This window comes from Bradyrhizobium sp. LTSP849, from assembly GCF_000938255.1.
Lineage (GTDB): Bacteria > Pseudomonadota > Alphaproteobacteria > Rhizobiales > Xanthobacteraceae > Bradyrhizobium.
On sequence record NZ_JYMR01000023.1, the window covers coordinates 1 to 17,869 of the forward strand.

A 17,869-nucleotide genomic window follows, 5' to 3' on the forward strand; every position below is an offset into this window, starting at 1 on the left:
GACGACCACAAGCCGCTTGCGTCGCAGTTCGGCAACCACCGCCTGCTCATAGCCGCCGCTCGCCTCGATCCCAACCCGCTTGACCTTGTGGCGTTGCAGCCATTCCAGCAGCTCCGTGTAGCCTTCCGGTGTGTTCTCGACCTGGATCCGCTCGGAACTGCCATCGAGCGCCACATCGAGCTTGTGTTTGCCGGTATCGATCCCGGCACAGATCATGATACGCTTGGCCATCTTCCTCGACCCTCCCTTGTGAATGCGAACCTGAAGTTCGTTCAACCATGCGGGTCCCGATGAAGTGCCGACCGCGATCTTGCTACGAAACGCAGCCCTCAAGGCTTCGGTGGGCATCGATCCGATCGATCGGCGGCCCAGCTCGGGCGGCCACCCGGGCTGGGCCATTCCTCACGGAACGAGGCCATTCTAATCCGGCGCGCTAATACAAGGGTGGGCAAAGGCGCACTTGCGCCGTGCCCACCAACTTTCTTCGATCGCACTCGGAATGGTGGGCACGCTTCGCTTTGCCCACCCTACGCAGCTGAAGTTAGCGCTTCACGAGGCTTCCGCGAGCGCCTCTTTCGCATCGGTCTTGATACGTTCGACCATCGAGCGCAGGCCGTTGGAGCGCTGCGGCGTCAGATGGTCGCGAAAGCCGAACTCGTCGAACACCGCGAGCGCGTCGGTCGCAAGGATCTGCTGCGGCGTGCGGCCGGAATAGAGCGAGAGCACGATCGCGACCAGCCCGCGCACGATATGCGCGTCGCTGTCGCCGCGATACTTCAGGATCGGCGCGCCGTTGCCGCGGTCGACATGCTTGGACAGCCAGACCTGGCTGACGCAGCCCTGCACCTTGTTCTCGGCGGAGTGTTCCGCCTCGGGCATCGGTTCCAGCGTGCGACCGAGTTCGATGACGTACCGGTAGCGGTCGTCCCACTCGTCCAGAAGCTCGAAATTGTCCCTGATTTCGTCGATCGTCGTCATGATGGCCCGTGTTCCCGTTCAGGCCAATATAGGGACGCAAGGTCTCGAAATCGATAGGATTTGAACCCTAATTGGCGATTTGCGGACCGTGCCATTCCAGCGCGAGGTCGTCCTGGGTCAGGGTGTCGCGCACCGCCTCGCTCGCAGAAGTATCGCCTTCACCGGCGACCGCGATCGAGCCGGTGTGGTCGGGCACCTTCTTCTCGCTCTTCTCGTTCTTCTCGTTGGTGATCTGCTCTTTTTTGTCGTTGATGATCTGGTAGATCTTCTTCGCGCCGTCCTGGGCGCGCTGGCCGATGATGGTCGCGGCCTGTCCGCCGACCTCGCAGGCCGCCGGCTGGCGTTTGCAGAACTGGGTCATGTCGGAGACGGCCGCGGTCGCAGCCTGCACCGCGTCGGCAGCGCCGATCTGCGGCAGCTTGTCCGATTCGGGCGTCTTGTCCCGCGGCAGGAGCACCAGTACCAGCCCGAGCCAGAATGTGATGCGGAGCAGAAAGCGCATCTTGCGAACCTGTATGTTAGATCCCGCCACGGCACTCCCGCGCGCGTCGGACCTAGCAACTCTCGATAAATCGCAAGTGATTGCCTTCCGCTTAATTCGCGGAAAATTTACGCAAAAATCTTCGCAAGTCGCGGTCTCGTAAATTTTCGATTGACGCCCATGCCCGTGATGTTCCGGCCCCGCGCATCCACCAATTCGAAACCATGAGGGGGAAGGCGAAACCCTGTGTTCACCATCACCAATGATGACATCGCCAAATCGCCTAAAAATCTCTGCGATGACACGGTGTCCGGCAGCGGGCCGGGTCGCCTTAGCACTCGTTTAAGGTCGCTCTGACACGGTGGCTCAACGATAAGGAGGCGTTCCGGCGCGTCTTTTCGACGAATGAGCCGAAGCGCGAGACCCGTGACAGTTTTGAGTATCATCCGCGATTGTCTCGATGCGCTGCTGCATCCCTCCGCGCGTTACGATGCGCTGACGCGAGCGCGCCATCGTGCCTTCATGGCGCCGCGGCTTCTGGGAAGCCTGGCTGCCTTTGCCGCATTTCCCGTTTATCTCGCCATGCGTGGTGCGCCGAGCGCGATCGAGGTCGCTGCCTTCGCGTGGCTGATCGCGCCGATCCTTCTGTCCTGGTTCCTGTCGCGTACCGGACGTTACGAGGGCGCACATGTGCTGTCCTCGCTGGCGCTCGCCGGCCTGATCATGGCGATCGCGGCCACGACCGGCGGCATCGAATCATTCGCAGCAATCTGGCTTGTCGTGGTTCCCCTGGAAGCCGCGCTGTCGGCCTCGCGCCGCGTTGCGGCATTCGCGTCACTGCTCGCGTTGTCCTGCGCGGGAATCCTGATCCTCGTCAGCCAGCTCGGCTGGCTACCGCCCGAACATGTCAGCGCGGCGCAACGCGGCGTGTTGATGGCTTTCGGCGTTGCCTCGGCGACGCTCTATGCTGCGGGCCTCGCCTTCGGCGCCGAGTCGCTCGCACGCACCAGCGTCGCGCTGCTGTCACGCGAAGAGGAACGCTATCGCCTGCTGGCGCGCAACATGAGCGACGTGATTTCGCGGCATCAGCGCAACGGCGCGGTGCAGTTCATCTCGCCTGCGGTGGAGGCGATGCTCGGCATGCCGTCCGCGCAACTCCATGGCCACGGCCTGTTCGATCGCGTCAATGTCGCCGATCGTCCGGCCTATCTCACGGCGCTCTCCGATGCCGCGCGCGGTGACGTCCGCAGCGTCGAGTTCCGGCTGCGGCGGGAGCCGACTGGCTCCGAGCGTGGCCAGGTCGACTTCATCTGGGTCGAGATGCGCTGTCGGCCGCTCGATCAGGACCAGCGCCGCGACGTAACCGCCGAGCTCGAAGTCGTCGCCGTAATGCGCGACGTCACCGATCGCAAGTTCCAGGAGCAGGCGCTCGATCAGGCCCGCAGTGATGCGGAAGCCGCCGACGCCGCCAAGACGCGCTTCCTCGCCACCATGAGCCATGAGCTGCGCACTCCGCTCAACGCCATCATCGGCTTCTCCGAGATGATCGCGCAGGAGCAGACCCTGATGTTGGGGGCGGCCCAGCGCAAGGAATATGCAGAGCTCATCAACGATTCCGGCCAGCATCTGTTGTCGGTCGTCAACGGCATCCTCGACATGTCCAAGATGGAATCGGGCAATTTCGAGATTGCGTCGGAGCCGTTCGCGCCGCGCGCCGCACTGATGCACTGCTGCAACCTGCTGGCGCTGAAGGCGCGGGAGAACGGCGTCGATCTGATCACCGATGCGCCGCAGGATCTGCCGGTCATGACCGGCGATCCGCGCGCGTTCAAGCAAATCGTGCTCAACCTCGTCGCCAATGCCGTCAAGTTCACCGAACGCGGCGGCCAGGTTACAGTGACCGCGTCCGCGTCCGCCTCGCAGCTCACGCTGCGCATCAGCGACACCGGCGTCGGCATCGCGCCGGACGATCTCAAGCGCATCGGCTCGCCGTTCTTCCAGGCCGGCAAGACCTACCAACGCCGTCACGAAGGCACCGGTCTCGGACTTTCAATCGTGAAGAGTCTTGTAGCGTTGCATCTCGGCGAATTGACGGTACAAAGCAAGCTCGGCGAGGGCACCACCGTCACCGTCAAGCTGCCGCTCGTCTACACGCCGGCGCAAGCCAAGCCTTCCGGTAGCAGGCCTTCCGATAGAATGGCGGCGGAGAGCAAGATCGCGACGCTGACGCCGGTGCTGCGCCAAGAATCTCAGGACCAACCTGCTCTGGTGAAGAAAAGTGCCTAGAAAGTCTGCAAAGGACGAAACCGCTCCGCGCCGCCGTGGCGCCAAGGCCGCGGTCGTGGATGTCGAGACCGAGCGCAATCTCGTGATGCGCGTTCTCCTGCACAGTCCCAAGGACACGCTGGCCGGGCTTGTCGCCGTCGCGGCCATCAGCGCGATCGTTGCGAACGCGCTGTTCCTCCAGACCGGGCGGCATCCGGCGCCGATGTTCGGCACCGTGATCGATCTTCCCGCGCCGTCGGCGATGCCGCTGTCGAATCCCATGCCGCGCCCGCGCCCCGTCGGCGCCGATACGTCGCCGCTTGAGCCGAAGGCAACCGAGTTTCGCGTCGAGCCGAAACCTGCCGAGAAGGCGCCGGAGAAGCCCGCCGAGACAACCGCATCGACGCCGCGCGCGAGCGATCCCATGACCAATCTGGTCATAAAGGCCACGACGCCGGCACCGTCAGCGATCGCCGTCGCGCGCCCGCCGGCGCCGATTCCGGTGCAGCAAACTCCCGCGGCGCGCCGTCTCTCCGGCGTGCAGCGCGCGTTGTCGGAATACGGCTATGGCCAGTTGAAGATCACGGGCACGATGAGCGGCGAGACCCAGTCCGCGATCCAGAAGTTCGAGCGCGAGCACAAGATGGCGGTCACCGGCCAGGTGTCCGATCGCCTGCTGCGCGAGCTCGGCGCCGCGATCGGCCATCCCGTCGAATAATCGTCACGCGTGCGTAGAGGCTGGTGCTGATTGCGGCACTGGCCTATCGTGCGTCCATGCGGTTGAAATCAAACATATGGGTCGCGGCGTATTTGCGCCGGTGTCAGACCGAGGGCGTGTACGGTGCCGTGCGCCGTCGCGGCGCCGAAGAGGCCGGTGCGGTGTTCGTCAAAGTCGCGCTGCTCGACGGCAATGCGATGCTGTACGTGCCGGCGCCGCAGACTTCTTATGACGACGGTCGCCCGGTCGATCGCTTCTTCGTGCCGCTTGCGCCGCAGCCGATGCCAGAGCCGGTGGTCGAGGAGCGCCTGACCAAGGAGGTCCGCTTCGATCCGGACGCCTGGATCGTCGAGACTGAAGACCGCAAAGGCCGTCACTTCCTCGAACTGGCGAAAACCTAGCGGTCCGACGATCCGTCGGTGCCTGTCCGCACCGCTGGGCTCGAGCCCGGCTGCACGCCCGGCCGCGACTGGCTTGCGCCCGCGCGTGCGCGCTGCCGTTCGTTGTCATGCAGCGACGACTGATACTTCGCGCGGGTGACGGCGAGCGTCGAGCCGCGCCAGGCCGCCAGCATCACCAGCGCGGAGCGGTCGTTGAGGCGGTCATAGAGCCGCGACAGCCGGTAGACCATGTCCACGGACGTGCCGATCTCCGGCTTGAAGAACAGCAGGATGCGCTGGAAATTGGGGCTCGGCATGTCGAGCGCGCGGGCCGCAACCGCGAGCGCCTCACCGCCGGGATCGTCGACGATCTCTGTCGCGACGCGCGAGGGCAGGATCAGGCTGTCGCCGAGTTCGTATGTAAAGTTCTCGACATCGCCTGCGATCGCCGCCATCTCCAGGATCTGGATGGCGCGCTTGGCGCGCACCGTGGGAATCCGCGGCGCGGCCTTGAGCGGCGTCTGCGACAAATTGTGCAGGATCAGAGCGCGCTCGCTTGAGCTGGCGCGGAAGAACATGTCGTGGATCTCGGCCGCGTCCTTTGGCTGCATCGCCATGTTCGCGGCCATGCGCTGCTGGGCGTCGGTCGGCGCGCGGACCGGGGAGGGAGCCTGCGGAGCAACGGGAATCTCGCGTGCGAGCGGAACCCTGCGGCCTTCCTGGGCTGCGACCAGCCCGAGCTTCTGCAGGATCGGGACGGGCGTCGACGGATAGATCGCAAGCTTCGCCTTGACGGACGCGCGCGTCGCATCGTCGACCTGGTCGATCAGTCGCGTCGCAAGCTCGACAAACTGGCGCTGCTCGTCATCGCTGTGGACGCGCGTCTGCACATAGAGGTCGGTCAGCACGCGCAACAGCGTCGGACGAACATCGACGCCCTCGCGACGGGAGAGTGTCATCAGCCCGTCGAATCCGGGAAACAGCGACTTGGTCATGGAGAGGTACGCGACCTGGAAGAGATACTCACCGCGAGCCTAGCGCAGGGTCCTTTAAAGGCTCGTTAAGGAAAACGAGGTGTGAAGCGGACCGTGGAATTCTGCCCTGGCCGTGCCGCAACGGGACGTCCCCGGCACGGCCCGTGCGGTTACGGTCCGATCGCCGCGTTTACACCCCGTTAACCATAAACTGATCCTAATGCCCTCATGTTGCTGGGGCGCGCTTGTTCGCGCGGCAATTGAGAGAACTGACATGGGGACCATCATCGAATTTCCGGCCGGTCGCCGGGTGGGCTCGTCGGGGGACGTCACACCGCGCGCGGACATGGGGATGATCCTGATCCTTCCCGTGATCCGCATCGAGCGCGAGGCGGACGAAACCAGCGGCGATCGTGGACCGGAAGCGGGCACTGCGCCGGGGCGCCGTCGTCGCCGCCGCTAGCATCCGGCTTTGCAATGCCGGACACCATCCGCCAGATCCGGCCTTTTGTATCGGCCGTCCTGCTCGCCCTAATGGGCGCGAGCCTCGCCGCCTGTAGCGGCGGCGATTTCGGCCGCACCCGCGCCGACATGCGCAGCGACGACATGCATCGCTGGCTCGGCACCGAGGTCACCTCCAGCGTCGGTCTGAAACCGTCGCAATTCCAGCTCACCGACGAAGAGCGCCAGCTTCGCGACCTCGCCTATCCCATGATCGAGCCGCCGCTGTCGCGGCCGGCCTGGAAGAGCGTGTTCGGCGATTACAAGACGATACCCTCGCCCTGGCACCAGAAGATCGTGTTCGACCGCACCATGTACGGGCGCACGCTGATCGACGAGCCGCATCGCTCGTTCTCCTCGCGCTATGCGCAGCTGATGGAGGACGTGCGCAACGACATCACCCGCTTCGAGCCGTTCTTCGGCTCCGCGATCCGCGTCATCGATCTCGACAAGAAGCGCGAGGCCAGCATGGCGCGCGTCTCCGAGATCTCGCCGAAGGAGAAGGCGGATGCGGTCGAGCGCATGCAGGAGAACTCGCTGATCATCCAGTGGGTGCAGCAATCGCTCGAGCAGCGCGTCTCGTCCTATCGCTGGGCGCTCGAGCGCCTCGTGATCCAGGCGCCGGACAACATGGCCGCGGATGCCGATCGCCTGATCGGCGAGCTCGCATCCCAAACCACCAATCCGCCGGTCGCGGCCCAGCCGTTGTACCAGCGCCCGGTCATCTCGAAGGGCTAGGCGTTTTGCGCGCACTGCGCCGGCGCGGAGTCTGATCCGGCTTGCGCCGCTGTTTCTGAAGCTTCGCCACAAAATCCTTCAACGCATCCGGCAGCGGCGCGGACGTGCGGTAGGCGAGCCCGACCTCGCGCTTGACCTTGACCTCGATCTCTCTGATAGCGACGTCCGGATTGGCCTTGGCCACGCCTTCCGGAACGATGGCGATGCCGATTCCGGCGGCGACCAGCGCCATGGCCCAATCCTCCGATTGCGCGATCGCTGCGGACTGATGCCGCTTCGAAGCGCGGCCGAAGAATTCGCTCTGCTCGCAATGGCAGCGGTCGATCATGGGGACATTGGCGAGATCACTGACGCGGAGCCTGTCCTTCAGTGTCAGCGGATGCGACGGCGGCAGTGCCGCGACGTAGCGTTCGCTCCACAGCGCGACGAAGTGCTCGTCACTGCGCAGCATGCTCTTCGAGATGATCCGTGCATCGGCGCGCTCGTCATGGCCGACGAGGCGAAGCGCGATGTCGGCACGCGCCGTCAGCGGCTTCAGCAGCGCGATCGTCCGCGGCACGTCGAGCGTGCGCATCAGGCCGAGCGTCAGCGCGGTCCTCGTGCTCGGCTTCCTGAACAGGCTGCGCGCGGCATCGGTCTCGTCGATGATGCGGCGGGCCAGCGCATGAAACTGCTCGGCCGAAGCGGTCGGCGCGACGCCCTTCTTGTGCCGGATGAAGAGCGTGGTGCCGAGCTCGGCCTCCAGATGGGTGATCGCGGTCGAGATCGAGGGCTGCGACACGAAGCATGTGCGCGCCGCGGCGGTGAGGTTGCGCTCGCGGTAGACGGCGGCGAAGTAGCGGAGCTCGCGGATGTCCATAGGGTAAACCTAGAGATGCTATCAATAGTCGGTATTTTACCTATGGATCGGATGATGACAAGAATGCTCGTCACGAAAGGCGAGGTCATCCATGAAAATCCAGCATCTCAACACCGGCACGATGTGCCCGATGGGCCGCCGCCTGGTGAACGGCACCGGCAGCCTGTTCCAGCGCGCCCGCATGGTCTGCCACTGCCTGCTGATCGAAACGGGTGACGGGCTCGCTTTGGTCGATACCGGCATCGGGCTCGGCGACATCGCCACGCCTGACCGGCTCGGGCGGCGGTGGCTGCGGCAGACCGCACCCAGGCTCGATCGGTCCGAGACAGCGGTGCAGCAGGTGCGCGCGCTCGGCTATTCGCCAAGCGACGTGCGTCACGTGCTGCTGACGCATCTCGACCGCGACCACGCCGGCGGCGTGCCGGACTTTCCTCATGCCAAGATCCACGTCCACCGCGCCGAATACGACATGGCGGTGCTGCGAAAACCCGCGCCGCCCGCGGGGCGCTATGTCACCGAGCAGTGGAGCCACGGACCAAGCTGGAAATTCTATGAGGACGCCGGCGAAGACTGGTTCGGCTTCAAGGGCGTGCGCGCATTGGGTGACCGGGAAGGGGACATCCTGATGATCCCGCTCGCCGGCCACACGCTCGGCCATTGCGGCATCGCGGTCCGCTCAGGCGACACATGGCTGCTGCATGCCGGCGACAGCTATTTCTTTCACGGTCAGCTCGATGCATCGCCGCGCATGCCGCTGGTGCTCAGCTATTTCCAGCGCAAGGTCGACATGGATCGGAAGGCGCGGATCGCCAACCAGGCCCGGCTGCGCGCGCTGAAGCTCGACCACGGCGACCGCGTGAGGATCTTCAATAGCCATGATCCGGTTGATTATGAAAGCTGCCGGTGTGGAAGGCATTAGTCGCGTCTGAGCACCGTCCGGATCGTGCGAGCGCGCCTTTGTGTTTGCGCGCTCACGATGGTCGTCTATGTGCCGGATGCAGCCCTTTGAGTCCGCAGGAGGCGTTGCTTCACTATCCGCGCGATCGCCGCCGGAGCCTCCTCTGGAAGCGCAAAGCAGGAGCTCGCATTGATCTCGCACAGAACGTAGGTGTCTGCACCGGCTGCGTCGCGCGGCCCGTACAGGAAGTCCGCGTCCCAGATGACCGGTAGCGAGGATTCATCGATGTCGAGCGTGTCCATCATCCGCGGCGTCCATTCGTCCTCCATCGATCGTCGCAGCGCCTGAAATTGCGGCGCATCGGGCCCGTGCATGATGCGCGGGCCCGGCTGCGCCTCGGGCGCGTCCGGGCCTTCCGGCGGCGGAGGAATCAAGGCCTTGATCAATTGGTGCCCAAAGCCCGCAACCTCTGAGCCGCTCATGTAGCAGCGGATCATTCCGTCGGGCAGGCGAGGCTGAAACGCCTGGTCGATGATGCAGCCGCCCCAGCCGAAATACGGTTCACATCGCGCGATCAAGGCTTCGAGCGGCATGTCCTCGGGCATGCTGCCGCGTTGCGCATGGAGCACACGAACCTTGGTGGCCTCATTCGGCAGTGCCTCCACCTTCCAAACGCCCTGGCCTCCGTTGCCGCGATTTTGCTTCAGCACGCGGGGACCGTTCGTTTGAAGACGCGGTGGAAATTCGGCGCGGAAGCTTGCGGCGGTGTCATAGCGATGTGTGTCGGCGCCCCAGCCGAGATGACGTGTTCGGTAGAGCACCTCCTTGACGCCCATCTTCAGAATGACATCGGGGTGCGCGCTCACCCACGGCCCCTGCGCCGCAACGTCGCGAAGCAGGACATCGAGCTCGGCGCGCGTCTTGCCCTGATGGATCGGATCGACCCAGACGAGCACGCCGTCGACTGCGCGCAATTGATCGCGGACGGCGTCGGCGAAGGTCTCGTCGTAGATGACCGGCCGGGCTTCGATGCCGGCAGCAGCGAGTGCTTCGAAGACGCGGACGAAGCGGCTGTTTTGCGCCGTCACATCCCGGCGCGCGGCAGCGTCTCCGCGTGAGAGAACGGCGACAGCATTTTGGAGAGAGGAGTGTCGTTCGGTGTCCATGCGCAAGCTCCACGAATGGCGTGCTGCGCAGAGCTTGGACCGAGGTCTCACGGGGAGTCTGCTTTGTCCCCATGGGATGAGTTTACGTGAGGTGGCGCCCACATTTCAAGACGGTGATTGGCGAGGTTTCGTTCTGGCGGCGGAGGGGCGACTGGGCGCGGGTGTCCTTTGCCCATCTCGACACGCACCACTTGGCTTTCGATCCGCGTCGCAGCACACTGGCACAGGAGATCAATGGTTTTTGCGGATATCGAATGGTCCAGACAAGACGTCGCTCGGCGCGAATGGGCGCTCGGCAAATCTACGATACGCTCAAGGACCAGATCATGGCGCGGGTGTACGGCGTTGACGGCCTGCTGCCGTCCTCCCGCGCCCTTGCCGGCGAGCTGGGCGTCTCGCGCACGACCGTGACGGTCGCCTATGAGCAGCTCGCGGCGGAAGGATTCATTGACATTCGCCACGGCGCGCGGCCACGCGTTGCCCGTGCCGTCGTCGAGAGAGGACAAGTTCGCACCATATCCAGGCCGTCGTCGCGCAATCTGCGGCTTTCGAAATTTGGCGAGCGGCTGCAGCAAGACCTGCCGCGCTGGACCGAACCGCCGCGCGGCCTCCTTGCAAACTTCAGATACGGCGATCTGTCGCCGGCGGACTTCCCAATCCTCGCGTGGAAGCGAGCCATGGTTGCGGCGCTGAACCGCAGGTCCGAGAGATTGGCCTACGGGGACCCCTGCGGATCACTGCGGCTCCGGACGGCGCTCCAGGGCTATCTCTGGCGTTCGCGGAGCGTGCGTTGCGACGTCGAGCAGATCATCATCGTGAACGGATCGCAGCAAGGGCTCGACCTGTGTGCGCGGCTGCTGCTCGACGCCGGCGACCGCTTCGTCATGGAGGATCCGGGCTACCTGATGGCGCGGCACGCCTTCTCGGCCACCGGTGCTGTCGCCGTTCCGATTTCGGTCGACCGGGACGGTCTGGAAACCGAGCGCCTTGCGACGGTCGAGGCCCGGCTCGCTTACGTGACGCCGTCGCATCAATATCCGCTGGGCGGAGTCTTGCCGATCGGACGCCGGCATCAGTTGCTCGCTTGGGCGGCACGGGCAGATGCCTATGTGATCGAGGACGATTACGACAGCGAGTATCGATACGATACCAAACCAGTGCCGCCGCTTCATGCGCTGGAAGGCAGTGGCAACGTCGTCTATCTCGGTACTGTTTCCAAGACGCTGTCGCCGACGTTGAGGATCGGCTATTTGGTGGTGCCTGCGGGATTGCGACCCTTGTTCGCCGCGGCCAAGCAGACCATGGATCGGCACACGCCTCAGATCGAGCAGGAGGCGCTTGCCACGATGCTGGAGAGCGGCGCCTACGAGCGCCATGTCAGGCGCGTCCGCCGGCGCAACGCCGAACGCCGGCAGGCTCTGCTCGATGCGTTGCATCGCTGGTTCGGCGATCGGGTCCAGATCGACGGCGCGGATGCCGGCTTACACATCGTCGCCTGGTTTCGCGATCTGACCCGCGACCACGAAGCAGCATTGGTCGAGGCCGCTCGGTCAAAAGGCGTGGGCGTCTACCCTGTCTCGGCGCTGTTCGACCCGCGCGGGCAGGGGCGGCGCCGCCGTCTGGAGGCCGTCGGTCTCGTCATGGGGTTTGCGGCGCTCGACGTGCGGCAGATCGAGCGGGGCTGCAAGCTTCTCGCCCAGGCTGTCGACGACATCGTACCGCGAAGGCTTCGAAAACTGGACCAGAATAAAGTCTGAAAACTGGCAGTTCTTCGTATGCCAGATTCAGGCTATCTCCGGGGCAAGAACGGAGACAAGCGATGTACATCCCCCCTGCCTTCAAGGACGACGATGTCGAGAGCATCCGGACGACCATCCGCAACGCGCGGCTGGCCAATCTGGTGACGGCCACTGCCGATGGCCCGGTGGCGACGCCGATGCCGCTCTTCCTCGACGACACCGAGGGCGAGCACGGGACGCTCTACGGGCATCTGGCAAGGGCCAACCCGCAGTGGCGGCTGCCCCCGATCGGAGACGCCCTTGCGATCTTCTCGGGTCCGGAATCCTATGTGACACCGTCCTGGTACGCGACCAAGCAGGAGACCGGAAAGGTGGTGCCGACCTGGAACTACATTGCCGTGCACGCCTACGGTCCGGTCGAGTTCTTTCAGGAGACCGAGCGTCTGCTCGATGTGGTGACGCGCCTGACCAACAAGCATGAAGGATCGCGCGCGAAATCCTGGGCCGTCACGGACGCTCCCGCCGATTTCATCGCCGCGCAGCTGCGGGGCATCGTCGGCGTGCGCATCCCGGTCGTGCGGTTCCAGGGCAAGCGCAAGATGAGCCAGAACCGCCCCGAAGCCGATCGCGTCGGCGTCGCGGCAGGGCTTGCGGCGAGTGACAGCCCGCAGGACCGGCAAGTCGCGCCTTTGATTCCGGTCCCGGTGTGACGTATCTCTGCGCCGGAGAACGCGGGGGATGAGATGTTGAAGCTGGTGTTTCCGATGATGCTGGCCGCCGCGGCCGGGATCAGTCTGGTCGTGCAACTGGCCCTCAACGCGAACCTCCGGACGGCACTGGGCTCGGCGGCCTGGTCGGGCTTCATGAGCTACTTCATCGGCGTCATCTGCATGGCCGCGCTCGCGCTCCCCTTGCAGGATCCCGTCCCATCGGCATCGATCGCTGCCCGCATCCCCTGGTTCGCCTGGAGCGGCGGCCTGTTCGGCGCGCCATCTTCATTGGGCTCGGAATCTTCCTGGTCCCTCAGCTCGGCGCCGCGACCTTCTTCGCGCTTCTCATCGCGGGGCAGATGCTCGGCTCGATCGCATTCGACCATTTTGGCTTGCTGGGTGTTCCCGTTCACCCGATCAGTGCGGTGAGGGTCGCCGGCGCAGCATTGCTGGTGGGCGGAGTCATCCTGATCCGGATGTAGAAGATCAGAATGTCTCAGATCCATCGCGTCCGCCATCCTTGTCCTCCCCGAGGATCGTGTCCGACGGCAGCGCAGCCGCTTTCTGGAGTGGAGCGATAAACCGATCCCAGCTCTTATCGGTCGGCGGAGGTGTCTTTTCGTCAGTTTAATTTCCGCGTTGGCGTTGAATAGCTAGAATGGGTCTTATCTCGCGATCGAGGAAGCCGGCCATGCAAACGCAATCGGTCATTACGTGTCCGGTCTGTCATCACGCATCAGCCGAAACCATGCCGACTGACGCCTGCCAATTCTTCTATGATTGCAAGGGGTGCGGGACTCGGCTCAAGCCCAAGTGCGGCGATTGCTGCGTCTACTGTTCATATGGGTCAGTTGCTTGTCCGCCGATCCAGCAGAACGGAAGGTGCTGTTGAGGCCAGCATGAGACGGCGTCGACTCAATCTGTATTTCCAATATTCTAGAATTACGGTTGACAGCGAGGACGGCCCGGTGCAATATGTGGTCATGAAGATCGACGACGCAGCAACACGTTTGGAAGCCTTGGGTAACCGGACACGGCTCCAGATCTATCGGGCCCTGGTCCGGGCTGGGCGATCGGGCATGCCCGTCGGTCGTTTGCAGGAAAAGCTGAAGATCCCGGCATCGACGCTGTCCCACCACATCAAATCTCTGGTGGCTGTCGGGCTCGTCAGTCAGGTCCGGGAATCCACGACGCTTGTCTGCCATGCGAACTACGACTCGATGCAGGGTCTGGTGGACTTCCTGGTGTCGGAATGCTGCGCAGACGAAACCGAATGCAAGGATACTAAATCGGCGGCCTGATCTTTTTTTGGCCAAATAATTCGATGATTCTAGAATGATGGGATAAATGAAATGAGCGATAAGAAGACGGTTGCCGTCATCGGGGCGGGGCCCGTTGGCCTGGCAGCCGCAGCGCATGTGCTCGAACGCGGAATGCTGCCCGTTGTGCTGGAGGCCGGGCCCGAAGCAGGGCACGCGGTTCGTCAATGGCAGCACGTCCAGCTCTTCTCGCCTTGGGAATACAACGTCGACAAGGCCGCCGCACGCCTGCTCGCGCCCACGGGATGGAATTCGCCAGACCCTCAGACCTATCCGACCGGCGGCGAATTGCTCGATGGATACCTCATGCCGCTTGCGACAAGAACGCCGCTGCGCGAGGCGATCCGGACGTCAAGTCGCGTCTCGGCCATCAGCCGCGTCGGCTTCGACAAGGCGAAGACCAGGGGCAGGGCGCTGGCGCCTTTCGAAGTTCGCTACCAGAACGGCAAAGGACCCGAGGTCCTGCGTGCCGACGCAATTATCGATACGTCAGGCACATGGTTCTCCGCCAATCCGGCCGGCGGCAACGGCTTGCCCGCGATTGGCGAGCGTGAGTGCGTTGAACGTGTGGCCTACGGCATGCCGGATGTGCGAGGTGCCCGTCGTGCCAGATATGCCGGCAAGACCGTTGCTGTCTTGGGCGCCGGCCATTCCGCGGTCGGCACGCTGATCGAACTCGTACGTCTCGCCGACGAGGTGCCCGGTACGCAACCCGTCTGGCTCTTGCGTGGTGCCGATCCTGCGAAGGCTTTCGGCGGTGGCCGCAACGATAAACTCGCCGCACGCGGTGAACTTGGCGCCGTCTTTGCTACGCTTGTTACGTCGGGTAAGATCAAGGTAGAGACCGAATTCGGCGTCACGGATATTTCGGAAGCCGAAGGTCGCCTGAAGGTCGCGACCGGCTCGTGCTGCGGTGCTCGAAGCGTGGTCGTGGACGAACTGATCGTGTCGACGGGTTTCCGTCCCGACTTTTCGTTTCTCTCCGAACTGCGACTGCGACTCGATCCGGCCATCGAGGCGCCGGTCGCCCTCGCGCCGCTCATCGATCCCAACGAACATAGCTGCGGGACGGTGCGCCCGCACGGCGCGCGTGAGCTCTCGCATGATGAGCCGGGCTTCTACCTCGCCGGCATGAAGTCGTACGGTCGTGCTCCGACCTTCCTCATGATGACGGGCTATGAGCAGGTCCGATCGATTGCCGCCGGTATCGCGGGCGACAGGGAGGCGGCTGCGAGAGTCGAACTTGTGCTGCCGGAGACGGGCGTGTGTACGCGCGGCGGGGTCGAGTCTGCCGATACCGCGTCAGGATGTTGCGGCGGCCCGGCAAAGGAGGAACCATCGGCATGCTGTGCCGCCGACGAAACAGCCAGGAAGGCCGGCGCTTCGGGCTGTGGCTGCTCATGAGGCAAGTTCTTACGGGCGGAGCTTCGGGTTCGCTCGCCGTCGTGCTCGCTCTCGGCACCACCCAAACCATTGCGTGGGCGTCGAGCTACTATCTTCCGGCCGTGCTTGCCATTCCGATTTCGCGGGATCTCGGTCTCGCGCCGACCTACGTATTCGCCGTGCTGTCCGGTGCGCTCGTCATCTCCGGACTTCTTGGCCCGCGTGTCGGTCATGCGATCGACAGGTTTGGCGGGCGTCGGCTGCTTGCTGTATCGAACGCCATCTTCGCAGCAGGCTTGCTGATGCTGTCCGCTGCCCATGGCGTGGTGTTGCTGATCGCCGCGTGGATGGTGCTCGGAGTCGGCATGGGCATGGGTCTTTACGAGGCGGCGTTTGCGACGCTTGCGCGCATCTACGGAACGCGCGCTCGAAAGTCGATTACGGGCATTACCTTGATTGCCGGCTTCGCGAGCACCGTCGGCTGGCCGCTCACGACATGGTTGGATGCTGAGTACGGCTGGCGCGCGGCCTGCCAGCTCTGGGCGGTCGTCCACGTCTGCCTCGCTTTGCCGCTCAATCTTTTGTTGCCGCGTGCCACAGCGCTTGAAGAGGTTTCTCGACCGTTGTCAGGAATGAGCCCGCATCCCGAACGCCAGAGCGAAACGTTTGCGATGGGCGTTCTGACTTACATGTTTGCGGCAACGAGCTTCGTCAGTTCGGGTGTGTCGGCAATTCTGCCGTCGATGCTGGTCGCGTTCGGCGCGACCCCGGCCGAGGCCCTGGTCGCAGGAACACTGGTCGGCCCCGCCCAGGTCTGCGCCCGCCTTCTCGAGGCAGGATGGCTCAACCGGTTTCATCCGCTGTTGTCGGCGAGGCTCGCCGCGCTGATGAATCCGATCGGTGTTGTCGCGCTGATCGCTGGAGGCTCATTGTTTGCGCCGGTTTACACCGTCCTCTACGGGGTGGGTAACGGGATCATCACGATCGCACGTGGCACGCTGCCCTTGTTTTTGTTCGGGCCGGTGGGGTTTGGAAAGCGCGTCGGCATGATTTCGCTCCCCGCCCGGCTAACGGGGGCCGCCGCACCGCTGGCACTGGGGCTGATGGTGGAGCACATGGGGCGCGGTGCGCTGTGGATCAGCGCGCTGGTCTCTGTCTCTGCGTTCTTTGCGCTTCTCCTTCTTCGCGCGGACCCGTCATCATCAGCGCCCCTCCATGTGGGAGAGCAAAATTCGTAGCTTGAACGGTCGGTCTCTGATTGTGGTGATGTGCATCGGACAGGTCGGTAACCTGCTGCCGCATGTGACGTTGTCCGCAAACCTCGCGCAGCACCTGATGCCAGCGTGGGGACTCTCTGCGGCCGAAGGCGGGTTGATGGCGAGTGGTTATGCGTTCGGCTACATGCTTGCCGTGCCATTGCTGACGACGTTGACCGACCGGATCGATGCGCGGCTCGTGCTTCTCTGGGGCTCAGTCGTCAGCGGGCTCGCGACCGCGGCTTTCGGCATCTTCGCTCAAGGGTTCTGGTCGGGTACGGCGATCTGGTCCCTTGCAGGACTTGGATTTGCTGGCGCCTACATGCCGGGATTGAAGGCGCTGACGGACCGGTTACCCGCCGGCGATACGTCACGGGCCGTCACTCTGTACACGTCGAGCTTTTCGGTCGGTGTCGGCCTCTCGTTCCTGGTGGCGCAAGTCATTGCTGACAGATGGGGGTGGCGCAGCGCTTTCCTTGTGACCGGATTCGGTCCCATCGCAATGGTCGTCGCGTGCCTTCTGATGGCGGGGCAACGTCCTGTGCCGAAGGCGGGGCGAATGCTGGATTTCGCTCCCGTCTTCGCCAACCGCGAGGCGCTCGGATACATCTTCGGCTATGGCGCGCATTGCTTCGAGCTCTATGGCATCCGCACCTGGCTGGTAGGCTTCTGGACGTTCGTCATCGCTCATCAAAGCGCGCCCCCATGGTTGAGCCCTGTCGTGATGAGCTTTTGCTTTGCGGTGATCTCGATGCCCGCAAGCATCCTCGGCAACGAAGCGGCGTTGAAGTTCGGCCGCCATCGCGCGATCACGATTGTCATGATTGCGTCGGCCTGCGTAGCGCTGATCATCGGCCTCAATGCGACAGCCCCGGCCTGGCTGCTGGCGCTGCTGCTGATCATCTATGGCCTGACAGTGCCGGCGGATTCAGGGGCGTTGACCGCTGGCATGTCGGCTGCGGCTGTGTCCGAACATCGCGGTGCAACCCTGGCCCTGCATTCGACGATTGGCTTCGGGCTGTCAGCGCTCGGGGCCTGGGGAACAGGTGCTGCGCTCGACGCGGCCGGCGGCCCGCAGAGCGCGACCGGCTGGCTGCTGGTTTTCATAGTGCTTGCGGCGGGCATCGCGGTGGGACCGCTCGCGTTGCTTTGGGCACGGAGGGCTCGTTCGAAGCACCAATTGTCGTGAGGGCGAAGCGCCTCAAGAACGCGACGGCACGCGACTTAGAATTCGTACGCTCGCGGGCGGCATTGCTTGCCACTGCGGGCGACGGCGATCCTTTGATCATGGCTCTCTGTGCTCCGGCATGAAAAAACCCGCGGCGGATGGCTCCGCGCGGGTTTTACGAACTTTCGATGTTGCCATTCTGCCAGTGTTTTGCCCGACGGGTCAAACGCACACACGCGCAGCCGATCCGTCTCGCCGAGCGAAGAGAGTTAATCCAACAATTTCAATGCCCCCGCTACTGTGCATGGGGTTGTTTTTTCAGGTTGTGTTTTGAGC

19 protein-coding genes and 1 pseudogene are annotated in these 17,869 nt (G+C 64.0%); 14 read left to right on the forward strand and 6 right to left on the reverse strand.

The window, feature by feature from the left end; genetic code table 11:
• The 3 genes from UB31_RS15935 to UB31_RS15945 all read right to left on the reverse strand — a co-directional run.
• A partial coding sequence (locus tag UB31_RS15935; protein WP_045011530.1) for an IS110 family transposase occupies positions 1-231 on the reverse strand: 231 nt, incomplete at its 3' end.
• 318 nt (positions 232-549) lie between these two features.
• A complete protein-coding gene (locus UB31_RS15940; protein WP_045006463.1) occupies positions 550-978 on the reverse strand; it encodes a SufE family protein in 429 nt (142 codons plus the stop codon).
• 67 nt (positions 979-1,045) lie between these two features.
• Positions 1,046-1,480 (reverse strand): DUF5330 domain-containing protein, encoded by a 435-nt coding sequence (locus UB31_RS15945; protein WP_045011531.1) that lies wholly within the window; start codon positions 1,478-1,480, stop codon positions 1,046-1,048.
• Between the two features lie 384 nt (positions 1,481-1,864).
• Between UB31_RS15945 and UB31_RS15950 the strand changes: the two genes are divergently transcribed.
• The 3 genes from UB31_RS15950 to UB31_RS15960 are packed head-to-tail and all read left to right on the forward strand — an operon-like array spanning position 1,865 to position 4,843.
• The gene (locus UB31_RS15950; protein ID WP_156175365.1) at positions 1,865-3,745 is read left to right on the forward strand and encodes a PAS domain-containing sensor histidine kinase; all 1,881 of its coding nucleotides are present in this window, start codon (positions 1,865-1,867) and stop codon (positions 3,743-3,745) included.
• Positions 3,738-4,442 carry a peptidoglycan-binding domain-containing protein gene (locus UB31_RS15955; RefSeq protein WP_045011533.1) on the forward strand — a complete coding sequence of 235 codons (705 nt, stop codon included), beginning with the start codon at positions 3,738-3,740 and terminating at the stop codon, positions 4,440-4,442. The genes UB31_RS15950 and UB31_RS15955 overlap by 8 nt, the downstream gene beginning before the upstream one ends.
• Before the next feature lie 56 nt (positions 4,443-4,498).
• On the forward strand, positions 4,499-4,843 hold the full coding sequence (locus tag UB31_RS15960; RefSeq protein WP_045011832.1) for a DUF1491 family protein: 345 nt from the start codon (positions 4,499-4,501) through the stop codon (positions 4,841-4,843).
• On the opposite strand, the gene UB31_RS15965 is transcribed toward UB31_RS15960, so the two are convergent.
• A complete protein-coding gene (locus UB31_RS15965; RefSeq protein WP_045011534.1) occupies positions 4,840-5,817 on the reverse strand; it encodes a DUF2336 domain-containing protein in 978 nt (325 codons plus the stop codon). The two genes, UB31_RS15960 and UB31_RS15965, sit on opposite strands and share 4 nt — an antisense overlap.
• 253 nt (positions 5,818-6,070) lie before the next feature.
• Here UB31_RS15965 and UB31_RS15970 point away from each other — a divergent pair, with 253 nt between their 5' ends.
• Both UB31_RS15970 and UB31_RS15975 read left to right on the forward strand, forming a co-directional pair.
• Positions 6,071-6,259, forward strand: coding sequence for a hypothetical protein (locus UB31_RS15970; RefSeq protein ID WP_045006458.1), 189 nt, complete (start codon positions 6,071-6,073; stop codon positions 6,257-6,259).
• Between the two features lie 14 nt (positions 6,260-6,273).
• On the forward strand, positions 6,274-7,035 hold the full coding sequence (locus tag UB31_RS15975; protein WP_045011535.1) for a hypothetical protein: 762 nt from the start codon (positions 6,274-6,276) through the stop codon (positions 7,033-7,035).
• Here UB31_RS15975 and UB31_RS15980 read toward each other — a convergent pair.
• On the reverse strand, positions 7,019-7,894 hold the full coding sequence (locus tag UB31_RS15980) for a LysR family transcriptional regulator (protein ID WP_045011536.1): 876 nt from the start codon (positions 7,892-7,894) through the stop codon (positions 7,019-7,021). The genes UB31_RS15975 and UB31_RS15980 overlap by 17 nt on opposite strands.
• 91 nt (positions 7,895-7,985) lie before the next feature.
• On the opposite strand from UB31_RS15980, the gene UB31_RS15985 reads away from it, so the two are divergent.
• Positions 7,986-8,813 (forward strand): MBL fold metallo-hydrolase, encoded by an 828-nt coding sequence (locus tag UB31_RS15985; protein ID WP_045011537.1) that lies wholly within the window; start codon positions 7,986-7,988, stop codon positions 8,811-8,813.
• Between the two features lie 65 nt (positions 8,814-8,878).
• On the opposite strand, the gene UB31_RS15990 is transcribed toward UB31_RS15985, so the two are convergent.
• The gene (locus UB31_RS15990) at positions 8,879-9,958 is read right to left on the reverse strand and encodes a Cj0069 family protein (protein WP_045011538.1); all 1,080 of its coding nucleotides are present in this window, start codon (positions 9,956-9,958) and stop codon (positions 8,879-8,881) included.
• Positions 9,959-10,212: 254 nt separating this feature from the next.
• Between UB31_RS15990 and pdxR the strand changes: the two genes are divergently transcribed.
• From pdxR to UB31_RS16025, 8 genes and pseudogenes are all read left to right on the forward strand, one after another.
• Entirely contained in the window at positions 10,213-11,715 is a 1,503-nt protein-coding gene (gene pdxR / locus UB31_RS15995; protein ID WP_045011539.1) for a MocR-like pyridoxine biosynthesis transcription factor PdxR, read from the forward strand.
• Between the two features lie 62 nt (positions 11,716-11,777).
• On the forward strand, positions 11,778-12,407 hold the full coding sequence (locus UB31_RS16000; RefSeq protein ID WP_045011540.1) for an FMN-binding negative transcriptional regulator: 630 nt from the start codon (positions 11,778-11,780) through the stop codon (positions 12,405-12,407).
• A 33-nt stretch (positions 12,408-12,440) separates the two neighbouring features.
• Positions 12,441-12,889 (forward strand): annotated as a pseudogene (locus UB31_RS40445) (DMT family transporter).
• A gap of 209 nt (positions 12,890-13,098) precedes the next feature.
• Positions 13,099-13,299, forward strand: coding sequence for a GDCCVxC domain-containing (seleno)protein (locus UB31_RS42575; RefSeq protein WP_082078531.1), 201 nt, complete (start codon positions 13,099-13,101; stop codon positions 13,297-13,299).
• Positions 13,300-13,390: 91 nt separating this feature from the next.
• Positions 13,391-13,708, forward strand: a complete 318-nt coding sequence (locus tag UB31_RS16010) for an ArsR/SmtB family transcription factor (RefSeq protein ID WP_045011833.1) — start codon at positions 13,391-13,393, stop codon at positions 13,706-13,708.
• A 51-nt stretch (positions 13,709-13,759) separates the two neighbouring features.
• Positions 13,760-15,130 carry an NAD(P)/FAD-dependent oxidoreductase gene (locus UB31_RS16015; protein WP_045011542.1) on the forward strand — a complete coding sequence of 457 codons (1,371 nt, stop codon included), beginning with the start codon at positions 13,760-13,762 and terminating at the stop codon, positions 15,128-15,130.
• A complete protein-coding gene (locus tag UB31_RS16020) occupies positions 15,127-16,347 on the forward strand; it encodes an MFS transporter (RefSeq protein WP_045011834.1) in 1,221 nt (406 codons plus the stop codon). The genes UB31_RS16015 and UB31_RS16020 overlap by 4 nt, the downstream gene beginning before the upstream one ends.
• Positions 16,348-16,375: 28 nt before the next feature.
• The gene (locus UB31_RS16025; protein ID WP_045011543.1) at positions 16,376-17,554 is read left to right on the forward strand and encodes an MFS transporter; all 1,179 of its coding nucleotides are present in this window, start codon (positions 16,376-16,378) and stop codon (positions 17,552-17,554) included.
• The last annotated feature ends 315 nt before the right edge of the window (positions 17,555-17,869 follow it).